This window comes from Bradyrhizobium sp. I71, from assembly GCF_022354745.1.
Lineage (GTDB): Bacteria > Pseudomonadota > Alphaproteobacteria > Rhizobiales > Xanthobacteraceae > Bradyrhizobium > Bradyrhizobium liaoningense.
In genome coordinates, this window is the sequence record NZ_CP059398.1 from 2,563,244 (window position 1) to 2,584,476 (window position 21,233).

General features: G+C 64.1%; 18 protein-coding genes. 10 read left to right on the forward strand and 8 right to left on the reverse strand.

Annotation, left to right across the window (positions count from 1 at the left end; translation table 11 throughout):
• Positions 1 to 12: 12 nt before the first annotated feature.
• Positions 13 to 2,109: a 3-hydroxyacyl-CoA dehydrogenase NAD-binding domain-containing protein gene (locus FJV43_RS12625; RefSeq protein ID WP_239627383.1), complete on the reverse strand. Its 2,097-nt coding sequence runs from the start codon at positions 2,107 to 2,109 to the stop codon at positions 13 to 15.
• 130 nt (positions 2,110 to 2,239) lie between these two features.
• Between FJV43_RS12625 and FJV43_RS12630 the strand changes: the two genes are divergently transcribed.
• From FJV43_RS12630 to FJV43_RS12675, 10 genes are all read left to right on the forward strand, one after another.
• Positions 2,240 to 3,106, forward strand: coding sequence for an IclR family transcriptional regulator (locus FJV43_RS12630; RefSeq protein ID WP_197964862.1), 867 nt, complete (start codon positions 2,240 to 2,242; stop codon positions 3,104 to 3,106).
• 66 nt (positions 3,107 to 3,172) lie between these two features.
• Positions 3,173 to 3,970 (forward strand): ABC transporter ATP-binding protein, encoded by a 798-nt coding sequence (locus tag FJV43_RS12635; RefSeq protein ID WP_061881012.1) that lies wholly within the window; start codon positions 3,173 to 3,175, stop codon positions 3,968 to 3,970.
• On the forward strand, positions 3,967 to 4,680 hold the full coding sequence (locus FJV43_RS12640) for an ABC transporter ATP-binding protein (RefSeq protein WP_025033919.1): 714 nt from the start codon (positions 3,967 to 3,969) through the stop codon (positions 4,678 to 4,680). The genes FJV43_RS12635 and FJV43_RS12640 overlap by 4 nt, the downstream gene beginning before the upstream one ends.
• Before the next feature lie 13 nt (positions 4,681 to 4,693).
• Positions 4,694 to 5,572 (forward strand): branched-chain amino acid ABC transporter permease, encoded by an 879-nt coding sequence (locus FJV43_RS12645; protein WP_194389995.1) that lies wholly within the window; start codon positions 4,694 to 4,696, stop codon positions 5,570 to 5,572.
• A 2-nt stretch (positions 5,573 to 5,574) separates the two neighbouring features.
• Complete coding sequence (locus FJV43_RS12650; protein WP_028179411.1) at positions 5,575 to 6,594, forward strand: branched-chain amino acid ABC transporter permease; 1,020 nt, start codon at positions 5,575 to 5,577, stop codon at positions 6,592 to 6,594.
• A 38-nt stretch (positions 6,595 to 6,632) separates the two neighbouring features.
• Positions 6,633 to 7,868 (forward strand): ABC transporter substrate-binding protein, encoded by a 1,236-nt coding sequence (locus FJV43_RS12655; protein ID WP_239627385.1) that lies wholly within the window; start codon positions 6,633 to 6,635, stop codon positions 7,866 to 7,868.
• A gap of 117 nt (positions 7,869 to 7,985) precedes the next feature.
• Entirely contained in the window at positions 7,986 to 9,212 is a 1,227-nt protein-coding gene (locus FJV43_RS12660; protein WP_239627386.1) for an ABC transporter substrate-binding protein, read from the forward strand.
• A 255-nt stretch (positions 9,213 to 9,467) separates the two neighbouring features.
• Complete coding sequence (locus FJV43_RS12665) at positions 9,468 to 10,697, forward strand: ABC transporter substrate-binding protein (protein WP_239627388.1); 1,230 nt, start codon at positions 9,468 to 9,470, stop codon at positions 10,695 to 10,697.
• Positions 10,698 to 10,873: 176 nt separating this feature from the next.
• Entirely contained in the window at positions 10,874 to 12,103 is a 1,230-nt protein-coding gene (locus FJV43_RS12670; protein WP_194390000.1) for an ABC transporter substrate-binding protein, read from the forward strand.
• 194 nt (positions 12,104 to 12,297) lie between these two features.
• Complete coding sequence (locus FJV43_RS12675) at positions 12,298 to 13,581, forward strand: glycerate kinase (RefSeq protein ID WP_239627390.1); 1,284 nt, start codon at positions 12,298 to 12,300, stop codon at positions 13,579 to 13,581.
• A gap of 142 nt (positions 13,582 to 13,723) precedes the next feature.
• Here FJV43_RS12675 and nuoB read toward each other — a convergent pair whose 3' ends face one another.
• From nuoB to FJV43_RS12710, 7 genes are read right to left on the reverse strand one after another with little or no spacing between them, the layout of a single operon-like run.
• Positions 13,724 to 14,248 carry an NADH-quinone oxidoreductase subunit NuoB gene (nuoB, locus tag FJV43_RS12680; RefSeq protein WP_239627391.1) on the reverse strand — a complete coding sequence of 175 codons (525 nt, stop codon included), beginning with the start codon at positions 14,246 to 14,248 and terminating at the stop codon, positions 13,724 to 13,726.
• A gap of 3 nt (positions 14,249 to 14,251) precedes the next feature.
• A complete protein-coding gene (locus FJV43_RS12685) occupies positions 14,252 to 15,766 on the reverse strand; it encodes a nickel-dependent hydrogenase large subunit (protein WP_239627393.1) in 1,515 nt (504 codons plus the stop codon).
• 3 nt (positions 15,767 to 15,769) lie between these two features.
• Positions 15,770 to 17,209 carry a hydrogenase 4 subunit F gene (locus tag FJV43_RS12690; protein ID WP_239627394.1) on the reverse strand — a complete coding sequence of 480 codons (1,440 nt, stop codon included), beginning with the start codon at positions 17,207 to 17,209 and terminating at the stop codon, positions 15,770 to 15,772.
• Positions 17,206 to 17,868 carry a hydrogenase-4 component E gene (locus FJV43_RS12695; RefSeq protein WP_028138582.1) on the reverse strand — a complete coding sequence of 221 codons (663 nt, stop codon included), beginning with the start codon at positions 17,866 to 17,868 and terminating at the stop codon, positions 17,206 to 17,208. Before FJV43_RS12695 ends, FJV43_RS12690 begins: the two co-directional genes overlap by 4 nt.
• Before the next feature lies 1 nt (position 17,869).
• Positions 17,870 to 18,826: an NADH-quinone oxidoreductase subunit H gene (locus tag FJV43_RS12700; protein ID WP_239627396.1), complete on the reverse strand. Its 957-nt coding sequence runs from the start codon at positions 18,824 to 18,826 to the stop codon at positions 17,870 to 17,872.
• Entirely contained in the window at positions 18,823 to 20,823 is a 2,001-nt protein-coding gene (gene hyfB, locus FJV43_RS12705) for a hydrogenase 4 subunit B (protein ID WP_239627398.1), read from the reverse strand. Before hyfB ends, FJV43_RS12700 begins: the two co-directional genes overlap by 4 nt.
• A 40-nt stretch (positions 20,824 to 20,863) precedes the next feature.
• Positions 20,864 to 21,133 carry a helix-turn-helix transcriptional regulator gene (locus FJV43_RS12710; RefSeq protein ID WP_239627399.1) on the reverse strand — a complete coding sequence of 90 codons (270 nt, stop codon included), beginning with the start codon at positions 21,131 to 21,133 and terminating at the stop codon, positions 20,864 to 20,866.
• Between the last annotated feature and the right edge of the window lie 100 nt (positions 21,134 to 21,233).

Below are 21,233 nucleotides of genomic sequence, written 5' to 3' on the forward strand. Positions count from 1 at the left end.
ATCCCAATCCGATCACGCCGCCTTCGACGCCGCGGCCAGCGACGCGAACGTCTTGCCTTCGGCCGCGAGCTTCTTCAGCAGCGGGGCGGGCTCGAGGCTCGGGTCGTTGGTCTCCTTGGCGTAGAACGACAGGCGATCGGCGATGTGCTTGAGGCCGACGCTGTCGGCCCAGAACATCGGGCCGCCGCGGTAGATCGGCCAGCCATAGCCGTAGAGCCAGACCACGTCGATGTCGCTAGGACGCGCCGCGATCCCCTCTTCCAGGATTTTCGCGCCCTCGTTGATCATCGGATACATCATGCGCTCGAGGATCTCCTCGTCGCTGACGACGCGCTTCTTGCGGCCGAGGCGGGCAAGCGTCTCGTCGATCAGCTTCTCGACCTCGGGATCGGGCAGCGGGGCGCGGCTGCCGGCTTCATACTTGTAGTAGCCCTTGCCGGTCTTCTGGCCGAAGCGGCCGGCTTCGCACAGCGCGTCCGCGATCTCCGACTTGATGCCGCGGTCCTTGCGCGAGCGCCAGCCGATGTCGAGGCCGGCGAGGTCGCCCATCGCGAACGGGCCCATCGGCATGCCGAATTTTGTCACCACGGCGTCGACCTGCTGCGGCAAGGCACCCTCGAACAGCAGCTTCTCGGACTGCTTGCCGCGCTGGGCCAGCATGCGGTTGCCGACGAAGCCGTCGCAGACGCCGACCACGGCCGGCACTTTTGCGATCTTGCGCGCGATCGTGACGGCCGTCACGAGCGCGTCCGGCGCGGTCTTGTCGGCGCGCACGATCTCGCACAGCTTCATGACGTTGGCCGGCGAGAAGAAGTGCATGCCGAGCACGTCCTGCGGACGCTTGGTCGACTTCGCGATCTCGTCGATGTTCAGGTACGAGGTGTTGGAGGCGAGCACCGCGCCCGGCTTGGCGTACTGGTCGAGCTTGCCGAACACTTCCTTCTTCACCGCCATGGTCTCGAACACGGCCTCGATGACGAGGTCGGCGTCGCCGACATTCTCGATGCCGACCTTGCCGTCGATCAGCGCCATGCGCTTGGCGGGCGCGTCTGCCGGGATGCCGCCGCGCGCCGCGGTCGCTTCCCAGTTCTTCTGCATGATGCCCATGCCGCGCTTGAGCTGCTCCTCGGCGGTCTCGATCAGGGTGACGGGGATGCCGGCATTGGCGAACGACATCGCGATGCCGCCGCCCATGGTGCCGGCGCCGAGAATGGCGACGCGGTTCACGGGGCGCGACTTGGTGCCTTCGGGGACACCCGCGATCTTGGCGGCTTCGCGCTCGGCGAAGAACGCATAGCGCTGCGCCTTGGACTGGTCGCTGGCGACGAGCTTCAGGAAGCCCTCGCGCTCCTTCTTCAACCCTTCGTCGAACGGAAGGTCGATGGCGTAGCCGACGGCGTCCGCCGCCGCGAACGGCGCTTCCAGGCCGCGCGACTTCTTGGTCATGGCGGCGACGGCATTGGTGAAGATCGAGCGGTCGGCCTTGGCGGCCGCGATCTTGGAATCGTCGTCGCGCAGGCGGCGCAGCGGGCGCTTCTCGGCCAGCAGCTTGCGCACGAAGGCTTCGCCGCCCGAGGCCGGCCCCTCGACGATCTCCTCGATCAGGCCGCTCTTCAGCGCTTCGGCGGCGCCGATCGGGTCGCCGCCGACGATCATCTTGACTGCGAGCTCAGGCCCGACCGCGCGCGGCAGGCGCTGGGTTCCACCGGCGCCGGGCAACAGGCCCAGCTTCACCTCGGGCAGGCCGAGCTTGGCCTCTTTCACCGCGACACGGAAATGACAGGCGAGCGCGACCTCGAGGCCGCCGCCGAGGGCGGTGCCGTGGATCGCGGCAACGACGGGCTTGGGCGAATTCTCGATCTCGGACAGCACGTCGTTGAGGGCCGGCGGCTTCGGCGGCTTGCCGAATTCGGTGATGTCGGCGCCCGCAATGAAGGTGCGGCCGGCGCAGGTCAGCACGATGCCCTTGATGGCGGGATCGGCGATCGCGGCCTTGATGCATTCCAGAATGCCGCCGCGGACTGCGGCACTCAGCGCATTGACCGGCGGGCTGTTGACCGTGACGATGCCGACCTCGTCATGACGCTCAAGCTTGACCACTTCGCTCACGGTGTCCCTCCTTGGTGAGGATTTGCTTTTGTTCGATTTCGCAGTGCGGAATTTAATTCCGCATCTTGACGGCAGGGTTATTTTGAAGCACGGACGTTGTCAACGACTCCGCGCAAGAAGCAGATCAGGGATGAAGCGTACAGGAAAGAAGACTGCGACCGATCGGAATTTCGTCGTCGCGCTTTCCCGCGGACTGGATGTATTGCGCGCGTTCCAACCCAATGACGGCCTGCTCGGCAATCAGGAGATTGCGGCCCGCACCAACCTGCCCAAGCCGACCGTGTCGCGGCTGACCTACACGTTGACCAAGCTCGGCTATCTGACGCCGGTTCCCCGCTTCGAGAAGTACCAGCTCGCACCCGCAGCGATGTCGCTCGGTTATGCGGCGTTGGCCAATCTGGGCGTTCGGCACTTGTCGGAGCCGTTCCGCGAGGAAGTGATGCGCGCGACCGGTGGCGCCGTCGCCGTCGGCGGCCGCGACCGTCACAGCATGATCTATTTCGGGCAGAGCCGCGGCAGCGAGACGGTCGGCGTTCAACTTGACGTCGGCTCGCGCGTGCCGATTGCAACCAGTGCGATGGGCCGTGCCTATTTCTGGGCGCTCGACGACGAGAGTCGCGCTGAAGTGTCGCGCATTCTGCGCGAACATTACGGCAGCCGCTGGCCGAAGATGCGCGAAGGATTGGAACGTTCCGGCGAAACGGTCGCGAAATACGGTTTTGCGATCTCGGTCGGCGACTGGCACGACGACATCGGCGCGGCCGGCGTCGCGCTCAAGCTCAACGACGGAACCGGACCTTACGCATTCAATTGCGGCGCGCCAGCATTCCGCTTCACGGAAGAGCGTTTGATCAACGACATTGGACCGCGTCTGCTGGCGATGGTAAGGAACATCGAAGCGGCGCTCGGGGGTCTGATGCCGCATTCAAAAAAAGACAACAGCAAAAAGCTGAAATCAGGAGGAAAAGTTGCGCGTGTGGCCGAGGGGTTCAGATAGCCTTTGTCATCATCGGGAGCGGTTCGCATCGCCCCATCGCTCACTGAACGACGTGAGCGAGACGACATGACGCAGGCACAGCTCGCGCGGGGGACATCGCCCCTGCTCGCGGTTCGCGACGTCAGCGTCGTGTTCGGCGGCATCATCGCGCTCAACGGCGTGTCCTTCGACATGCACAAGGGCCAGATCCTCGGATTGATCGGCCCCAACGGCGCCGGCAAGACCACGCTCTTCAATTGCCTTTCACGGCTGTACCAGCCGTCGTCCGGCGACATCCTGCTGGACGGCGTGAGCATCCTGTCGCGGCCGCCGCACCGCATCGCCGAGATCGGCATCGGCCGCACCTTCCAGAACGTGGCGCTGTTCCCGAACCTCTCGGTGATGGACAATGTCCGCGTCGGCGCGCATTCGAAGACCTCCAGCGACATCATCAGCGACTCCCTGAGGCTTGCCTGGGTCCGGCGCAGCGAGACCAGCGTCAACAAGAAGGTGCACGAGATCCTCGCCTATCTCGACCTCGAGGACGTCGCTCACACCATCGTCTCCGGCCTGCCCTTCGGTACGCAGAAGCGGGTCGAGCTGGCGCGCGCGCTCGCGGCCGATCCGAAGATCCTGCTGCTCGACGAGCCTGCCGGCGGCCTCAACCACGAGGAAGTCTACGTGCTCGGAGCTCTCATCCGCCGCATTCGCGACGAGCGCCACATGACCGTGCTCCTGGTCGAGCACCACATGGGCCTCGTGATGTCGATCGCCGACCACGTCGTCGCGCTGAATTTCGGCAAGAAGCTCGCGGAGGGGACGCCCGCCCAGGTGCAGGCCGACCCCGACGTCATCAAGGCGTATCTCGGGAGCAAGGACCAATGACGACGCTGCTCAACGTCAAGGACCTGCGCGCCTATTACGGCCAGGTCCAGGCACTCCATGGCCTGTCCTTCTCGCTCAACGAGGGTTCGCTGGTGACGCTGCTGGGCGCCAACGGCGCCGGCAAGACCACGACACTGCGCGCGATCTGCAACATGGTGCGCTCGACCGGAGCGATCGAGTTCGAAGGCAAGCCTCTGAACAACCGCTCGACCGAAAGCATCGTGCGGTTCGGCATCGCCCACGTGCCGCAGGGCCGCGGCACCTTCACCACCATGACGGTGGAGGAGAACCTGCAGTTAGGGGCCATCACCCGCAAGGACAGCGCCGGCATCGTCTCCGACATCGAGCGCATGTACGCCCACTTCCCGGTGCTGAAGCAGCGGCACACCCAGGTGGCCGGCACGCTGTCCGGCGGCGAGCAGCAGATGCTCGCCGTCGCCCGCGCCCTGATGCTGCGGCCGCGGCTGATGCTGCTGGACGAGCCGTCCTTCGGCCTCGCGCCGCTGGTGGTGCGCGATCTGTTCGGCATCCTCGGCAAGATCAACCGCGAGGACAAGGTGTCGATCCTGGTGGTCGAACAGAACGCCCAGCTTGCGCTCGAGCTCGCCGACCAGGCCTATGTGATCGAGACCGGTCGGATCGTGATGTCGGGCAAAGCCAAGGACATCGCGAACAACGAAGAAATCCGCAAATCCTATCTGGGTTACTGAGGGAGCCGGGACAATGGAACTGTTCACCAACCAGGTCCTGGCCGGCATCGCCACGGGCGCGATCTACGCCTGCATGGCGCTCGCCGTGGTCATGATCTACCAGGCCATCGACCATCTCAATTTCGCGCAAGGCGAGATGGCGATGTTCTCGACCTTCATCTCCTGGCAGCTGATGCAGTGGGGCGTGTCCTATTGGGCGGCCTTCCTGATGACGCTGGCATTCTCCTTCGTCGCCGGCATCGCGATCGAGCGCATCCTGTTCAAGCCGCTCGCCAAGGCGCCGGTGCTGACCAACGTCGCCGGCTTCATCGCACTGTTTGCGATCATCAACTCCTCGGCCGGCCTGATTTGGGACTTCACCATCAAGCAGTACCCGACCCCGTTCGGCTCCTCGCCGTTCCTGGGCAGCCAGCTGATCTCGACGCACCAGGCCGGCATGATCGGCGTCACCGTGCTGCTCTTGCTCGGCCTCTACTTCTTCTTCCAGTACACCCGGATCGGCCTTGCGATGCGCGCCGCCGCCTCGGTGCCTGAATCGGCCCGCCTCGTCGGCATCAACACGAGCTGGATGATCGCGCTCGGCTGGGGCATGGCGACCGCGATCGGCTCGATCGCCGGCATGCTGATCGCCCCGGTCGTGTTCCTCGAGCCCAACATGATGGGCGGCGTCCTGATCTACGGCTTCGCCGCGGCGGTGCTCGGCGGATTGAGCAGCCCGTTCGGCGCCGTGGTCGGCGGCTTCCTGGTCGGCGTCTTCGAGAACCTCGCCGGCACCTACATCCCCGGCGTCGGCAACGAACTGAAGCTCCCGATCGCGCTCGCGCTGATCATCTCCGTCCTGGTCGTCAAACCCGCTGGCCTGTTCGGCCGGCACATCGTCAAGCGAGTTTGATCATGAGCGCTGCAGAAGAAGTCGTCGCCGAAGGCCACCAGGCGGTCGAGGCCGTTCCGAAGCGCGCCATGACGCTGGGCACCGGCACCTCGCTGGTGGTGCTGGCGGCGCTGTTGGTCGTGCCGATGTTCGTCAAGAACTTCATCATCTTCCAGATGACGATGCTCCTGATCTACGGGCTCGCCGTGCTGGCGCTGAACATCCTGACCGGCGGCTCCGGCCAGTTCTCGCTCGGCCAGAGCGCGTTCTACGCCGTCGGCGCCTACACCTCGGCGGTGCTGATGGAGCACGCCAACGTCAACTACGCGCTGACCATTCCGATTTCCGCCGCGATCTGCTTCGGATTCGGCTACCTGTTCGGCAAGCCGGCGCTGCGGCTGTCGGGCGTCTATCTCGCGCTCGCGACCTTCGCGCTCGCCACCGCGATGCCGCAGCTGTTGAAGCTGAACTTCCTCGAGCACTGGACCGGCGGCGTGCAGGGCCTCGTCGTCACCAAGCCGGACGCACCGTTCGGCCTGCCGATGTCGCAGGACATGTGGCTGTACTACTTCACGCTCGCCGTGACTATCGCGATCTACATCTTCTCGGTGAACCTGCTGCGCTCCCGCTCGGGGCGCGCCTTCATGGCGATCCGCGACAACGAGATCGCGGCCTCCTCGATGGGTGTCAACGTCGCACTCTACAAGACGCTGGCTTTCGGGGTGTCCGCCGGCATCACCGGCGTTGCCGGCTCGCTTGGCGCCATCGCCGTGCAATTCGTCGCGCCCGACAGCTACACCATCACGCTCGCGATCTCGCTGTTCCTCGGCATGGTGGTCGGCGGCGTCGGCTGGCTGCCCGGCTCGTTCGTCGGTGCGGCCTTCATCATCTTCGTGCCGAACATGGCGGAAAGCATCTCCAAGGGCCTCTCCGGCGCGGTGTTCGGCGTGCTGTTGTTCCTCGTCATCTACCTCGTGCCGCATGGCGCGAGGCAGATCGCGGTCCTGGGCCAGCAACTCGTCGGCAAGCTCAGGAAGAACTGAAAACTCTCAAGGACTGTCGTTTAACCAAGGAGACCCAATTGCTTTTCGGAAGAACACTGCGAGCCGCCGCGCTGGTCACGGCAACGGCGGCCGTCACCCTCACCTCCGGCGCTGCACTCGCCCAGAAGAAATACGACACCGGCGCGTCCGATACCGAGATCAAGATCGGCAACATCATGCCGTACAGCGGTCCGGCCTCGGCCTATGGCATCATCGGCAAGACCGAAGAGGCCTATTTCAGGATGGTCAACGACAAGGGCGGCATCAACGGTCGCAAGATCAACTTCATAACCTATGACGACGGCTATTCGCCGCCGAAGGCCGTCGAGCAGGTCCGCAAGCTGGTCGAGAGCGACGAGGTGCTGGCCGTCTTCAACCCGCTCGGCACGCCCTCGAACACGGCGATCCAGAAATACCTCAACGCCAAGAAGATCCCGCAGCTGTTCGTCGCCACCGGCGCGACCAAGTGGAACGATCCGAAGAACTTCCCCTGGACCATGGGCTGGCAGCCCTCCTACCAGAGCGAAGCGCACATCTATGCCAAATGGCTGATGAAGGAGAAGCCGGACGCCAAGATCGCGATCCTCTATCAGAACGACGATTTCGGCAAAGACTACCTCAAGGGCACCAAGGACGGTCTCGGCGCGAAGGCCTCGTCCATGATCATCATGGAAGAGAGCTACGAGATCTCCGAGCCGTCGATCGACGGTCACATCGTCAAGATCAAGGCGGCCAATCCCGACGTGCTCCTGATCTACACCACGCCGAAGTTCGCGGCCCAGACCATCAAGAAGACCGCCGAGCTCAACTGGAAGCCGCTCCAGATCCTCACCAACGTGTCGATCTCGGTTGGCAGCGTGATGAAGCCGGCCGGATTCGAAAGCGCGCAGGGCGTGTTGTCGGCAGCCTACGCCAAGGACTCCACCGACCCGCAATGGGCCAACGATCCCGGCATGAAGAGGTGGAACGAGTTCGTCGACAAGTACATGCCGGGCGCCGACAAGTCCGACACCAGCATGGTCTATGGCTACGGCGCCGCGTCGACCCTGGCCAAGGTGCTGGAGATGTGCGGTGACGACCTCACCCGTGCCAACCTCATGAAGCAGGCCGCGAGCCTGAAGGACTTCGCGCCGGATACCCTGCTGCCCGGCGTCAAGATCAACACCAGCGCCACCGACTTCGCCCCGATTGCGCAGCTTCAGATGATGCGCTTCAAGGGCGAGAAGTGGGAACTGTTCGGCGAGATCATCAGCGGCGATATCGCCTCCGAGTGACACGCTGACGCAATCATCCAACGTAAAAAGCCCCCGCGGGCGACCGCGGGGGCTTTTTGTTGACGGCCAGCGTCAATCTTGTTCTATGCGACCGATCCGCCCCGAGGAAGGAGAACAATGGTCGCCGTTCGTTTCCAGGTTGCGTCCCTCTGGGTCGCGCTCGCCTTGTGCACTGCAATGAGCAGCGAAGTGCTGGCGCAGAAGAAATACGACAACGGCGCTTCCGATACCGAGATCAAGATCGGTAACATCATGCCCTATAGTGGACCGGCCTCCGCCTATGCCGCGATCGGCAAGACCGAGGAAGCCTACTTCAACAAGATCAACGCCGAGGGCGGCATCAACGGCCGCAAGATCAAATTCATCTCCTATGACGACGCCTATTCGCCGCCGAAGACGGTGGAGCAGGCGCGCAAGCTGGTCGAGAGCGACGGGGTGCTGCTGATTTTCGGCTCGCTCGGCACCTCCACCAATAGCGCCATCCGCAAATACATGAACGAGAAGAAGGTGCCGCAATTGTTTGTGGCGAGCGGCGCGTCGAAATGGAACGATCCCAAGCAATACCCCTGGACCATGGGCTGGCAGCCGAACTACGCGAGCGAGGCGCGCATCTACGCCAAATACATCATGAAGGAGAAGCCGGAAGGAAAGATCGGCGTGCTCTACCAGAACGACGATTTCGGCAAGGACTATCTGAACGGGCTGAAAGAGGGCCTCGGCCCCAAGGCTTCGATGATCGTGCTGGAAGAGCCCTACAGCACCTCGGAGCCGGCGATCGACGAGCACGTGGTCAAACTGAAAGCCTCCGGCGCTGACGTCTTCATCAGCATCACCACACCGAAATTCACGGCGCAGGGCATCAAGAAGGCGGCGGAGATCAACTGGCATCCGGTCCACATCATCTCGAACGTCTCGGCCTCGGTCGGCGGCGTGCTCGAACCGGCCGGGCTCGAGATCTCGCAAGGCGTCCTGTCGGCGAGCTACACCAAGGACGGCTCCGATCCGCAGTGGAATGCCGATGACGGCATGAAGAAGTTCTACAACTTCCTCGCCCAGTATGACCCCAAGGCCAACAAGCTCGATGCCGGCGTTGTGTTCGGCTATGCCGCCGCGCAGACCATGGTGAAGGTGCTGCAGATGTGCGGCGACGATCTCACCCGCGAGAACGTCATGAAGCAGGCCGCCAGCCTGAAGGACTTCGAACCCGATACGCTCTTGCCCGGCATCAGGATCAATACCGCGCCGGACGATTTCGCTCCGATCGAACAGCTCCAGATGATGCGGTTCAAGGGCCGGAAATGGGAGCTGTTCGGCGACATCATCTCGAGCCACGTCGGCCACTGACCGCCGCGACGGCTCAATTCGAAATAGCTCATACTTCGCAACACAACTTCAGCGTAGCTGAACTGGCGACGCGCCTCATCTCGCCTGCCGGAATATTCCGCACTCTCTCAAAAAAGAAGCACCTCGCTGCGACAGCGCCGGGGGGCGTTCTGCTTGCTGCGCGCTTGAGAAGGGTATTCAATGGTGTCGGAGCGGCGCCCAATGATCGCTCCCAATCAAGAACACGACACATTCAATCCACCTAGGGAGATCAAGATGCCTGCAATGCATGTGCGATTGGGGGCCTTCTCGGCTGCCCTCGTGTTGACTGTCGCTCTTTCCACGGCAGCATCCGCGCAGAAGAAATACGACACCGGCGCATCCGACACCGAAATCAAGATCGGCAACATCATGCCCTACAGCGGACCCGCCTCCGCCTACGGCGTGATCGGCAAGACCGAGGAGGCCTATTTCCGCAAGATCAATGCGGAGGGCGGCATCAACGGCCGCAAGATCAATTTCATCACCTATGACGACACCTACTCGCCGCCCAAAACGGTGGAACAGGCGCGCAAGCTCGTCGAAAGCGACGAGGTGCTGTTGATCTTCAACTCGCTCGGCACGCCGCCCAACACGGCGATCCAGAAATACATGAACTCGAAGAAGGTGCCGCAGCTCTTCGTCGCCACCGGGGCCACCAAGTGGAACGATCCGCAGAACTTCCCGTGGACGATGGGCTGGCAGCCCAACTACCAGATCGAGTCGATCATCTATGCCAAGTACATCCTGAAGAACCATCCGAACGCCAAGATCGCCGTGCTCTACCAGAACGACGACTACGGCAAGGACTATCTGAAGGGGTTCAAGGACGGGCTCGGCGCCAAGGCCGCCTCGATGATCGCCATTGAGGACAGCTACGAAGTCTCCGAGCCAACCATCGATTCCCACATCGTGAAGATGAAGGCGACGGGCGCGGATATCTTCTTCAACATCACCACGCCGAAATTCGCGGCGCAGGCCATCAAGAAGAACGCCGAGATCGGCTGGAAGCCGCTGCATTTCCTCAACAACGTCTCGGCCTCGATCGGCAGCGTGATCAAGCCGGCCGGCTTCGAGAACGCCCAGGACATCATCTCGTCGCAATATTTCAAGGATCCGACCGACGCGCAGTGGAAGAACGACAAGGCGATGATTGGCTGGAACGAATTCCTGGACAAGTACTATCCGGAAGCGAACCGCGCCGACGCCTCGGTGATGTACGGCTACATCGTGGCCCAGGGTCTCGTTCACGTGCTCAAGGCCTGCGGTGACAATCTGACCCGCGAGAACATCATGAAGCAGGCCGCCAACATCAAGGAGTTCGAGCCGGCCGGCCTGCTGCCGGGCATCAAGGTCAACACGTCGGCCTCCGATTTCGCGCCGCTCTCGCAGCTGCAATTGATCCGCTTCAAGGGTGAGCATTGGGAGCGATTTGGCGAGATCTTGAGCGGCGACGTCGGCGGCTAACCTTAACCGGCTGCTAAAGATATCATCCCAATCGACTAAAGACGCAGCCCCTGCGGCCTTGCCGCAGGGGCTTTTCCTTGAAGCTTCCGGGCAAATCGTATTGAATTGCGGTCGCGTCGCCAAAAAACGAGACAAGAAAAGGGGACGCGCACACCAAGAAAAATAGGGAGATTGGAATGCCTGCTGTCACCGGCAAACTCGCGGCCGCATCATTGGCGCTCGCGCTCATTGCGGCTTCGACTTCAACTGCCTCGGCCCAGAAGAAATACGATACCGGCGCGACCGACACCGAGATCAAGATCGGCAACATCATGCCTTACAGCGGACCGGCCTCCGCCTACGGCATCATCGGGCGCACCGAAGCCGCCTATTTCAAGAAGATCAACGACGAGGGCGGCATCAACGGCCGCAAGATCAATTTCATCTCCTACGACGACGCGTACTCACCGCCGAAGACGGTGGAGCAGGCGCGCAAGCTAGTCGAGAGCGACGAGGTGCTGCTCGTCTTCAACTCGCTCGGTACGCCGCCGAACACGGCGATCCAGAAATACATGAACTCGAAGAAGGTGCCGCAGCTGTTCGTCGCCACCGGCGCCACCAAGTGGAACGATCCGCAGAACTTCCCCTGGACCATGGGCTGGCAGCCCAACTACCAGAGCGAGACGCAGATCTACGCCAAATACATCCTGAAGGAGCTGCCCAACGCCAAGATCGGCGTGCTCTACCAGAACGACGATTACGGCAAGGACTACCTGAAGGGCCTGAAGGACGGCCTCGGCGCCAAGGCCGCAAGCATGATCGTGCTGGAGGAAAGCTACGAGACGTCGGAGCCGACCATCGACAATCACATCGTCAAACTGAAGGCGACCGGCGCCGACGTCTTCATCAACATCACCACGCCGAAATTCGCGGCGCAGGCGATCAAGAAGAACGCCGAGATCGGCTGGAAGCCGATCCACTTCCTGAACAACGTCTCGGCCTCGGTCGGAAGCGTGATCAAGCCGGCGGGCTTCGAGAACGCGCAAGGCATCATTTCGGCGGCCTATCTGAAGGACACTACCGACGCGCAATGGGCCAACGACGCGGGCATGAAGGCGTTCCTCGACTTCATGACGAAGTACTTCCCCGAAGGTGACAAGACCGACGGCGGCACGATCGTCGGCTACGGCGTCGCACAGACGCTGGTCCAGGTGCTGAAGAACTGCGGCGACGACCTCACGCGCGCGAACGTCATGAAACAGGCCGCGAGCCTGAAGGACTTCCGCACCGAAGCGCTGCTGCCCGGCATCAAGATCAACACGTCGGCGACCGATTTCGCCCCGATCAGCTCGCTGCAGCTGCAACGCTTCAAGGGCGAGCGATGGGAGCTGTTCGGCGACGTGATCAATGCGGAAGCCGGCGGCTAGCTGGCGCCTGAAAGGCACGACGGAGAACCCCCTGCGCCCGGTCGCGCAGGGGGTTTCTGCTTGCGCGGCGGTCTTGATCACGCGATTGCACAATCGAATGATGGCAGAGGCCGCTTACGCTTTGGCGCACGATGCGGTAGGCAGTTGACCGGCGACCTCGTCGCCGCCACTTCAGTCTGCCGAAGGCCATCGTCATGACCGACCGACGTCCCCTGCTCCGCGCGCTCTACGACGCCGCCGTTGCCGCCGCCCATCCGAATACGATCCTGGCGCCGCATCTGCGCCCCGCGCCCAGGGGACGCGTGATCTGCCTTGCCGCCGGCAAGGGCGCAGGCGCGATGGCCGCGGCGGCCGAGCGGCACTATCTCGACGCGCTCGAGCTCCCGCCGGAGCGGCTGGTCGGCATCGCCACCACGCGCCATGGCTACGGTGTGCCGACCCGCCGCATCCGCGTGGTCGAGGCCGGCCATCCCGTGCCTGACGAAGCCGGCTTGAAAGGCGCCGCCGACACGCTCGCGCTCGCGGGCGAGGCCGGGCCTGACGATCTGCTCCTGGTGCTGCTCACCGGAGGCGGCTCGGCCAACTGGATCGCGCCGGCGAATGGCGTCAGCTTCGCGCAGAAGCAGGCGGTCAACAAGGCGCTGCTGCGCTCGGGCGCGCCGATCGGCGAGATGAACATCGTCAGGAAGCACCTGTCGCGCATCAAGGGCGGGCGGCTGGCGCGCGCCGGCAGGAATGCCGCCGAGATCGTCACGCTCGCGATCTCCGACGTGCCGCATGACGACCCTTCCGCGATCGCGTCCGGCCCCACCGTGCCGGATCCGACGACGCTGGCGGATGCGCGCGCGATCGTGGCCAAGTACAAGCTCGACGTCGACGATGCGGTGCGCCGCGCGCTCGACGATCCCGCCAATGAAAGCTGCAAACCGGGCGACGCGGCCTTCGGGCGCGCAACTTTCGAGCTGATCGCGCGGCCCAAGCAGTCGCTCGACGCCGCGGTGAAGATGGCGCGCGCCTCCGGTTACGAGACCATCGATCTCGGCGCCGATCTCGAAGGCGAGGCGCGCGAGGTCGCCGCCGATCACGCCAGGCTGGCGCTCGAGGCACGTGCGCAAGGCAAGCGCATCGCCATCCTCTCAGGCGGCGAGCTCACGGTCACCGTGCGTGGCCAGGGACGCGGCGGACCGAACCAGGAATACGCGCTGGCGCTCGCCGGCCTGTTGCAGGACACCGCCGGCATCTCGGCGCTCGCCGGCGACACCGACGGCGCCGACGGCGGCGCCGGCAATCCCACCGACCCCGCCGGCGCGCTGATCGACGCGGCAACGTTCGCAAGGATGAAGGCGCAGGGACTGCAGCCGCAGGCCTATCTCGACAACAACGACGCGACCTCGTTCTTCGAGGCCACGGGGGATCTGCTCCAGTCGGGGCCGACCCTGACGAACGTAAACGATATCCGGGTGATCCTGGTGGATTGAGGCTCGCTCGCCTTGCTCGACGCCATCGCGGCTCTGCCTATCCATGATGGCCTTGGACATCTGTCCCGCCACGAGACAGTCGTCGTTCGCCGCAAAGTGGGGAACCCAGGGCTCTCGCAGTGACGGAGCGTGTAGGTGCGGCCTACCGCTTGACGCTAACGTGCTCCAGCAGCGCGAGCAGGCCCTTCAACAAGTCCGTCGGCGACGGCGGGCAGCCCTTGATGTGCAAATCCACCGGAACGATCTCGGACACGCCGCCGGCGCAGGCGTAGCTGCCTCTGAAAATGCCGCCATCGATCGCGCATCCGCCGACCGCGACGACCCATTTCGGGTCGGGCGTCGCGTTGTAGGTCCGCTCCAGCGCCTGTCGCATGTTCTTCGTCACAGGACCCGTGACCAGCAGCACGTCGGCATGGCGCGGCGAGGCGACGAATCGCAGGCCGAAACGTTCGATGTCGTAGAAGGCGTTGGACAGCGCATGGATCTCCAGCTCGCAGCCGTTGCAGGACCCGGCATCGACCTCGCGAATGGCAAGAGAACGCCCGAGCCGGGCCTGGGCAGCACGGTCGACTTTCGCTGCAAGCTCGGCCAGCGCCGAACCGTCCGGCGCCGGAGCGGGCTCCGTCAGAGAACCATGGGTGAGGCTTTCGAGCAGGGTCTTGCGCATGGCTTAGAGGTCCACGCCCGAATAGGAACAGTTGAACGATTTGTTGCAGAGCGGGAAGTCGGCAATGATGTTGCCCTCGATCGCGGTTTCCAGCAGCGGCCATTGGAACCACGACGCGTCGCGCAGGTGGCAGCGTTCGACGCGCAACTCGCCATCGAGCCGCAGCCACACCAGAACGTCGCCGCGGAAGGCCTCGGTGAGCGCCATGCCTTCACAGCCACCGCCGCCGATCCTGGCTGGCAGCGCGGTTTCGAGCCCGCCCGGCCCAAGCTGGTCGAGAATCTGCTCGATCAACGCGACGCTCTGCTCGACCTCGCGGATCCGGATCCAGACCCGCGCGTTCACGTCGCCGGCCTGCAGGACGGGCACCTCGAACGATAGCGCGTCGTAAGGCATGTAGGCCAGCGCGCGCCGCGCATCGAAATCGCGGCCAGAGGCGCGGCCGACATAGCCGCCGGCGCCAAACTGGCGCGCATACTCCGCCTTCACGATGCCCGTGGTGACGGTGCGGTCCTGCAGGGACGCCGTATTGTCATAGAGCTCGATCAAGCGCGGAAAGACCTTGCGTAGCTCCGCGAGCAGCGCGCGCAGCGCGGAAACGCCTTCCGGCGCGATATCTCGCGTCACGCCACCGGGCACGATGACATCCATCATCAGGCGATGGCCGAACGCGACGTTCGCAGCGCGCAAACAGCGCTCTCGCAAGATGCCGGTCTGGGCATGCATCAGCGCGAACGAGGCGTCGTTGCAGATGGCACCGATGTCACCCAGATGGTTGGCGAGCCGCTCCAGCTCGGCCATCAGCGCCCGCAAGAGGGTCGCTTGCCTCGGTACCTCGATCTGCAGCGCGGCTTCCACGGCACAAGCAAAGGCGAAGGCATAGGCGACGGCGCTGTCGCCGGAGGTGCGGTTGGCGAGCTTTGCCGCAGCCTCGAGACTCGCACCGTGCATCAGCGACTCGATTCCCTTGTGGGTGTAGCCGAGCCACTGCTCCAGCCGCACCACATGCTCGCCATTGGCGGTGAAGCGGAAATGGCCGGGCTCGATGATCCCGGCATGGACCGGGCCGACCGCCACCTGGTGCAACGCCTCGCCCTCGGCCGGCAGGAACCGGTATGGGCGCACGTCGCGCGATGCGTTGCGGCCGGAGAGCGGATAGGATTGACCCCAGGCATCGTGATCGAGCCACGGCCGCAGATCGTCAGCAGCGGTCGGAACAAGCCCGAACAGATCATGGATGGTCCGCTCCAGCCGAAGCGCCGGCGGATGACGGTTGGCGACGCTTGGAAATGTGCCGGCCGTACACTCGTAGGTGACGACCGCGATCGCGGCCGAGCCCCCATCGAGCATCGCCATATGCACCGCGGTCGGCTCGCCCCAGAGGCCGAGCAGTGTGAGGCCCCCCTCGACGAGCCGATCGATCGCCACCTGCCAGCCCGCTTCCGTCACGACGGCGCGCGGCCAGGGTCGGTGCGACGACACCGCTTTGACATGGGGGATGCTGTCGAGGATGCCCATCGCTTACCCCAGGAGCTTCGCGACGTTCTGGAAGCCGGTGACCAGCACCGGCGGCAGATAGATGCCGGCCATCAGCACCAATCCGAGGTGTGTGAACATCGGCACGTAGGAGGCTTCGGCGGGTGCGGTCTTGCCTTTGGGCTCGCCAAACATCACCACGCCGACCCGCAGGAAAAGCCCCCCGAGCGCGATGATGATGCCGAGCACCAGGATCACCGTCAGCCAGGGCGCGCGGGCGAACGTCGAGCTCACCACCAGAAACTCGCTCATGAAGATGCCGAACGGCGGCAGCCCGACGATGGCGATGACGCCGAGCATCAGGCCCCAGCCGAGCACGGGGTTGGTCGTCGTGAGGCCGCCGATATCGGCGATCTTCTGTGTGCCCTTGACCTGTGCGATATGACCGACAGCGAAGAAGATTGCCGACTTGGTCAGCGAATGCATGGTCATATGCAACAGCCCTGCGAAATTCGCCAGCGGCCCGCCCATGCCGAAGGCGAAGACGATGATGCCCATATGCTCGATCGAGGAATAGGCGAACATCCGCTTGATGTCGCGGCGCCGGTACAGCATCAGCGCGGCGAAGATCACCGAGATCAGGCCCATGGTCACCATCAGCGGACCCGGCGCGATCGCCGCGGAGTTGACCGCAAGCATCATCTTGAAGCGCAGCAGCGCATAGAGCGCGACATTGAGCAGCAGACCGGACAGCACCGCCGAAATCGGCGTCGGGCCCTCGGCATGCGCATCCGGCAGCCAGGCGTGCAACGGCGCGAGGCCGACCTTGGTGCCGTAGCCGAGCAGAAGGAAGACGAAGGCGACGTTGAGCAACGCCGGATCGAACTGTGCGGCGTGCTTCACCAGCACCGTCCAGACCATGCCGTCCAGCCCCTCGCCCACCGCGGGGCGCGCCGCCATATAGACCAGGATGGTGCCGAACAGCGCGAGCGCGATGCCGACGCTGCCGAGGATGAAGTATTTCCAGGCGGCTTCCAGCGCCTCATGGGTGCGGTAGATGCCGACCATCAGCACGGTCGTCAGCGTCGCCACCTCGACCGCGACCCACATCAGGCCGATATTGTTGGCGACGAGCGCGAGGTTCATCGCGAACATCAGCATCTGGTACATCGCGTGATAGAAACGCAGGAAGACCGGCGTCAGCCGCCCGATCTCGATCTCGTGATGGATGTAGCTCGCGCTGAAGACCGAGGTCGTGAAGCCGATGAAGGTCGTCAGAACTATGAAGACCTTGTTGAGGTCGTCGAGCAGCAGATATTGCCCCGACGTCGGCTCGATCACGAACAGGGACAGCGAAGTGAGGAAGGTCGCGAGCGCCGCGACGATGTTGAGCTTCGCCGCCAGCATGTAGCCAGGCAGGATCGCGAGCAGAGCGGCCGAGACGGACGGGATCAGCAGGATCGCACCGAGCGCATCGATCGTCATCGCCGCTCTCCCCGGAAGCGATCGAGCGCCTGTACGTCCACGCTGTCAAAACGCTCGCGGATGCGGAACAGGAATATCCCGATCACGATGAAAGCGATCAGCACCGAGAAGGCGACGCTGATCTCCACCACGAGCGGCATGCCCTTGGCTCCGGTTGCCGCCAGCACCAGCCCGTTCTCCAGCGACATGAAGCCGACGACCTGGCTCACGGCGTTGCGTCGCGTAACCATGATCAGGAGCCCCAGCAGCACCACCGACAGCGCGAAGGCGAGGTCCTCGCGCGCGAGGGCATCGGCGCCCGGCGTCACCCGCAACATCACCACCATCGACAGCGCGACGAGGCCTATCCCGGCCATCATGGTCAACCCGATGCCGATCACGTTCTCGATCTCGCGGTGGATACCGAGCCGCTTGATGATCCGGTGCAGCGCCACGGGGATGATGATGGCCTTGAAGACCAGCGCGATCAGCGCCGTGATATAGAGATGCGGCGCTTGCTGCACATAGGCCTGCCAGCCCACCGACAGCGCCAGCACGCCGGCATGCAGCGCATAGACGTTGAGCAGCGCATAGAGCCGGTCCTGGTAGAGCATCATGAAGCTCGCCAGCACCAGGGAGCCGGCGAGCAGATGGGCGATGTCGAATTGCAGGCTGCTCATCTCAGAGGCTCCCCGACACGAAGCGCAACAGCGTGGCAAGCAATGCCAGCATCAGCGCCGCGCCCAAGAACTCCGGAATCCGGAACACGCGCATCTTGGCGATCGCGGTCTCGAACACGGCAAGCAGGAAGCCGAGGACCGTCAGCTTGCCGAGATAGACCAGCGCGCCAAGAGCGAGCCTTGCAACGCTCGCATCCGCGGTCGCCGTGCCCCATGGCAGGAACACGCAGGCGATCAGCGAGACATAGAGCAGAAGCTTGAGCTGCGACGACAAATCGATCAGCGCGAGATGCCGCCCTGAATATTCCAGCACCATGGCCTCGTGCACCATGGTGAGCTCAAGATGGGTGGCGGGGTTATCGATGGGGATACGGGCATTCTCCGCCAGCGCCACGATGGTCAGCGCCACGAACGCCATCCCCAACGACACGCGCAGGCCGACCGCGTCCGAGCCCATGAACTCGGCCACCGTGGGGAGCTGCGTCGAGCCGGCGATCATTGCAACCGAGAACGCGGTGATCAGCATCGCGGGCTCGGCGAGGGAGGCGATCATCACCTCACGGCTGGAGCCGATGCCGCCGAAGGCGGTTCCGACGTCCATGCCGGCGAGCGCCTGGAAAAAACGGGCGCTGCCGAGCAGCGCAGTGATGGCGATGAGATCGGCGGTCCAGGAGAACAACAGTCCATTGCCGAAGGTCGGCACCAGCGACGCGGCGACCCAGGTGCCCGCGAAGATCAGATACGGAATGACGCGAAACAGCCAGGAGGCGTTGTCCGCGAGCACGACGTCCTTGCGCATCAGGCGGATGAGGTCGCGATAAGGTTGGAGCATCGGCGGCCCGCGCCGGCGTAGCAGCCGAGCCTTCACCTTCCGCACGAAACCCGTCAACAGCGGCGCGAGTCCCAGCACCAGCGACATCTGCGCGCCCTGGGAGAGGATGTCGCGCAGCTCGTTCATAGGGCCACCACCATCAGCAGCACGACCAGCGCCACGAACACCAGCGTCAGGTAGCGGCGGATGCTGAAGAACTGCAGGATATTGATGCGGTCCGTCGCAAAGCCGACGGCCTTCGCGATCGGCGCGTACAGCCCATCCCAGATCAGATCGTGCAGTTCGACCTGGAGCCGCGCAGGAAGCGGCGAGGACGGCGGCGGCATCTCGCCGATCTCGCGTGCGCCAAAGATGACGCTGCCGAACACGCGGCGGATCGGCTGCGAGAAGCTGGAGGCCGAGTACTGGATCGCCGGGTTCGCATCGGGATAGCCGCAATCCCAGGCCGGCGCGCGGCGCAGGCGGTCGGAGGCGAGACGGTGAATGGCTGACGCCGCCGCCGTGCCGCAGAGGGCCGCGAACAGGAACACCAGAAGGCCGTTATAGGAGCTGCGGCTTTCCGCGATCGGCACGATGGTGAGCCACTGCAATCCGGCCTGATGCGGCATGATGTTGCCGACCATATCCTTGCTCACCGGCGCCAGTGCGTCGATGAACAGCCCGGGCAGGATACCGGCAATGAGGCAGAAGGCGGCAAGCGCGAACATTGCGGTCAGCGAGAAGCGGTCAGTCTCATGCGCTGACGCCGCCACATCCGAACGCGGCCGACCGAGGAAGCTGATGCCATAGAGCTTGACGAAGCAGGCCGCGGCAAAGGCGGCCGCAAGCGCCAGCAAACCGCCAACCGCCGGGATGACCAGCTTGAGGCCCCAGGAGGGCAGTTGCGGTGAAAGCAGGATCGCCTGGAAGGTCAGCCATTCCGAAACGAAGCCGTTGAACGGCGGCAATGCCGAGATCGCGACGCAGCCGACCAGCATCGCGAACGCCGTCTTCGGCATGCGATGGATCAGGCCGCCGAGCTTCTCCATGTCGCGCTCGCCGGTCGCTCCCAGCACCGCGCCGGCGCCGAAGAACAACAGGCTCTTGAACAGCGCATGATTGAAGACGTGCAGCATCGCCGCGGTGAAGGCGAGCGCCGCCACCCAGTCGAGCCCTTCCGCCTTGAAAGCCAGCGCCAGCCCGAGACCGGTGAAGATGATGCCGATGTTCTCAATCGTTGAGTAGGCGAGCACGCGCTTGATATCGCGCTGCATCAGCGCATAGAGCACGCCCAGCGTCGCCGTCGGACCGCCGACCAGCAGCACCACCATGCTCCACCACCACACCGGTTCGGGCACGAGATCAAAGACGATGCGCACGAAGCCGTAGACGGCGACCTTGGTCATGACGCCGCTCATGAGGGCGGAGACGTGGCTGGGCGCGGCGGGATGGGCGAGCGGCAGCCAGGCGTGCAACGGCACCAGGCCGGCCTTGGAGCCGGCACCCAGCAGCACGAGGATGACCACCGTGCCGGTCAGCGCAGTGGAAGGATGCGAGGCTCGGATCGCATCGAAATCGTAACCGGCGCCGCTCGCGAGCAGGCCGAAGGCGAGCAGCAGCGCCAACGTGCCGAAACTTGCCATCAGAATATAGACATAGCCGGCGCGGACATTCTCCGGGTCCCGGTGATGCGACACGACCATCGCCCAGGAGGTCAGCGACATGAATTCCCAGGCGACCAGGAAGCTGAAGGCGTCGTTTGCCAGCACGACAACGTTCATCGCTGCGAGATAGGCGGGATAGAACGGCAGCACGCGGCCGGGGGAGTCCTCGTGCCGGCCGTAACCGAGCGCGAACAGGCTCGCAGCGACGCCGCCGAGATTGACGACGACGAGGAAGAAGGCGGACAGCGCATCGAGGCGGAAATGAGCACCGAGCCAGGGCAGTCCAATCGGCAATATCGCGCTCGGCGCCAGCTGAGGGGGATAGAGCAGACCGGACAGCGCCGTGACACAGAGCGTCGATGTGGCGATCAGGCATCCGCCGTAAAGGATGAGCGAGCCGCGCGGGCGCGTCGACAGCACGATTCCGGCAGGCGCCAGCGCCAGCAGAGCGGCCACCGACCATAGCGCGACGGCGATCATGGCCGGTCCTCGATCATGATTTGTGCGCTGGCTGTCATCGCTATTGGTCGCCCGCGCTTGGAGGTGGAGACTTCAGCCGCACCCCGCGGCCCCCGGCGCTTGACACCGCCCCCTCGCCGATCAACTCGATGCCGGCAACCGACAGCGCGTCAACCAGCTTCACCAGAGAATCGACATTGCCCCGGATCACCCCTTCGGAGGCCTCCATGCGCTGGATAGTGGGCAGCGACAGTGAACAGCGCTGCGCGAGTTCGCGCTGGTCAATCCTGAGTAAGGCACGGGCGGCTCGAAGCTGCGCGGCGGTGATCACGGGCGAATGTCCGTGGCAGGTACAGTGATTGATCAGCCAAGCTTAGGGCACGTAAAATGATGTTTCAAGCATCATTTTACATGAGCGAAGCATCATACCA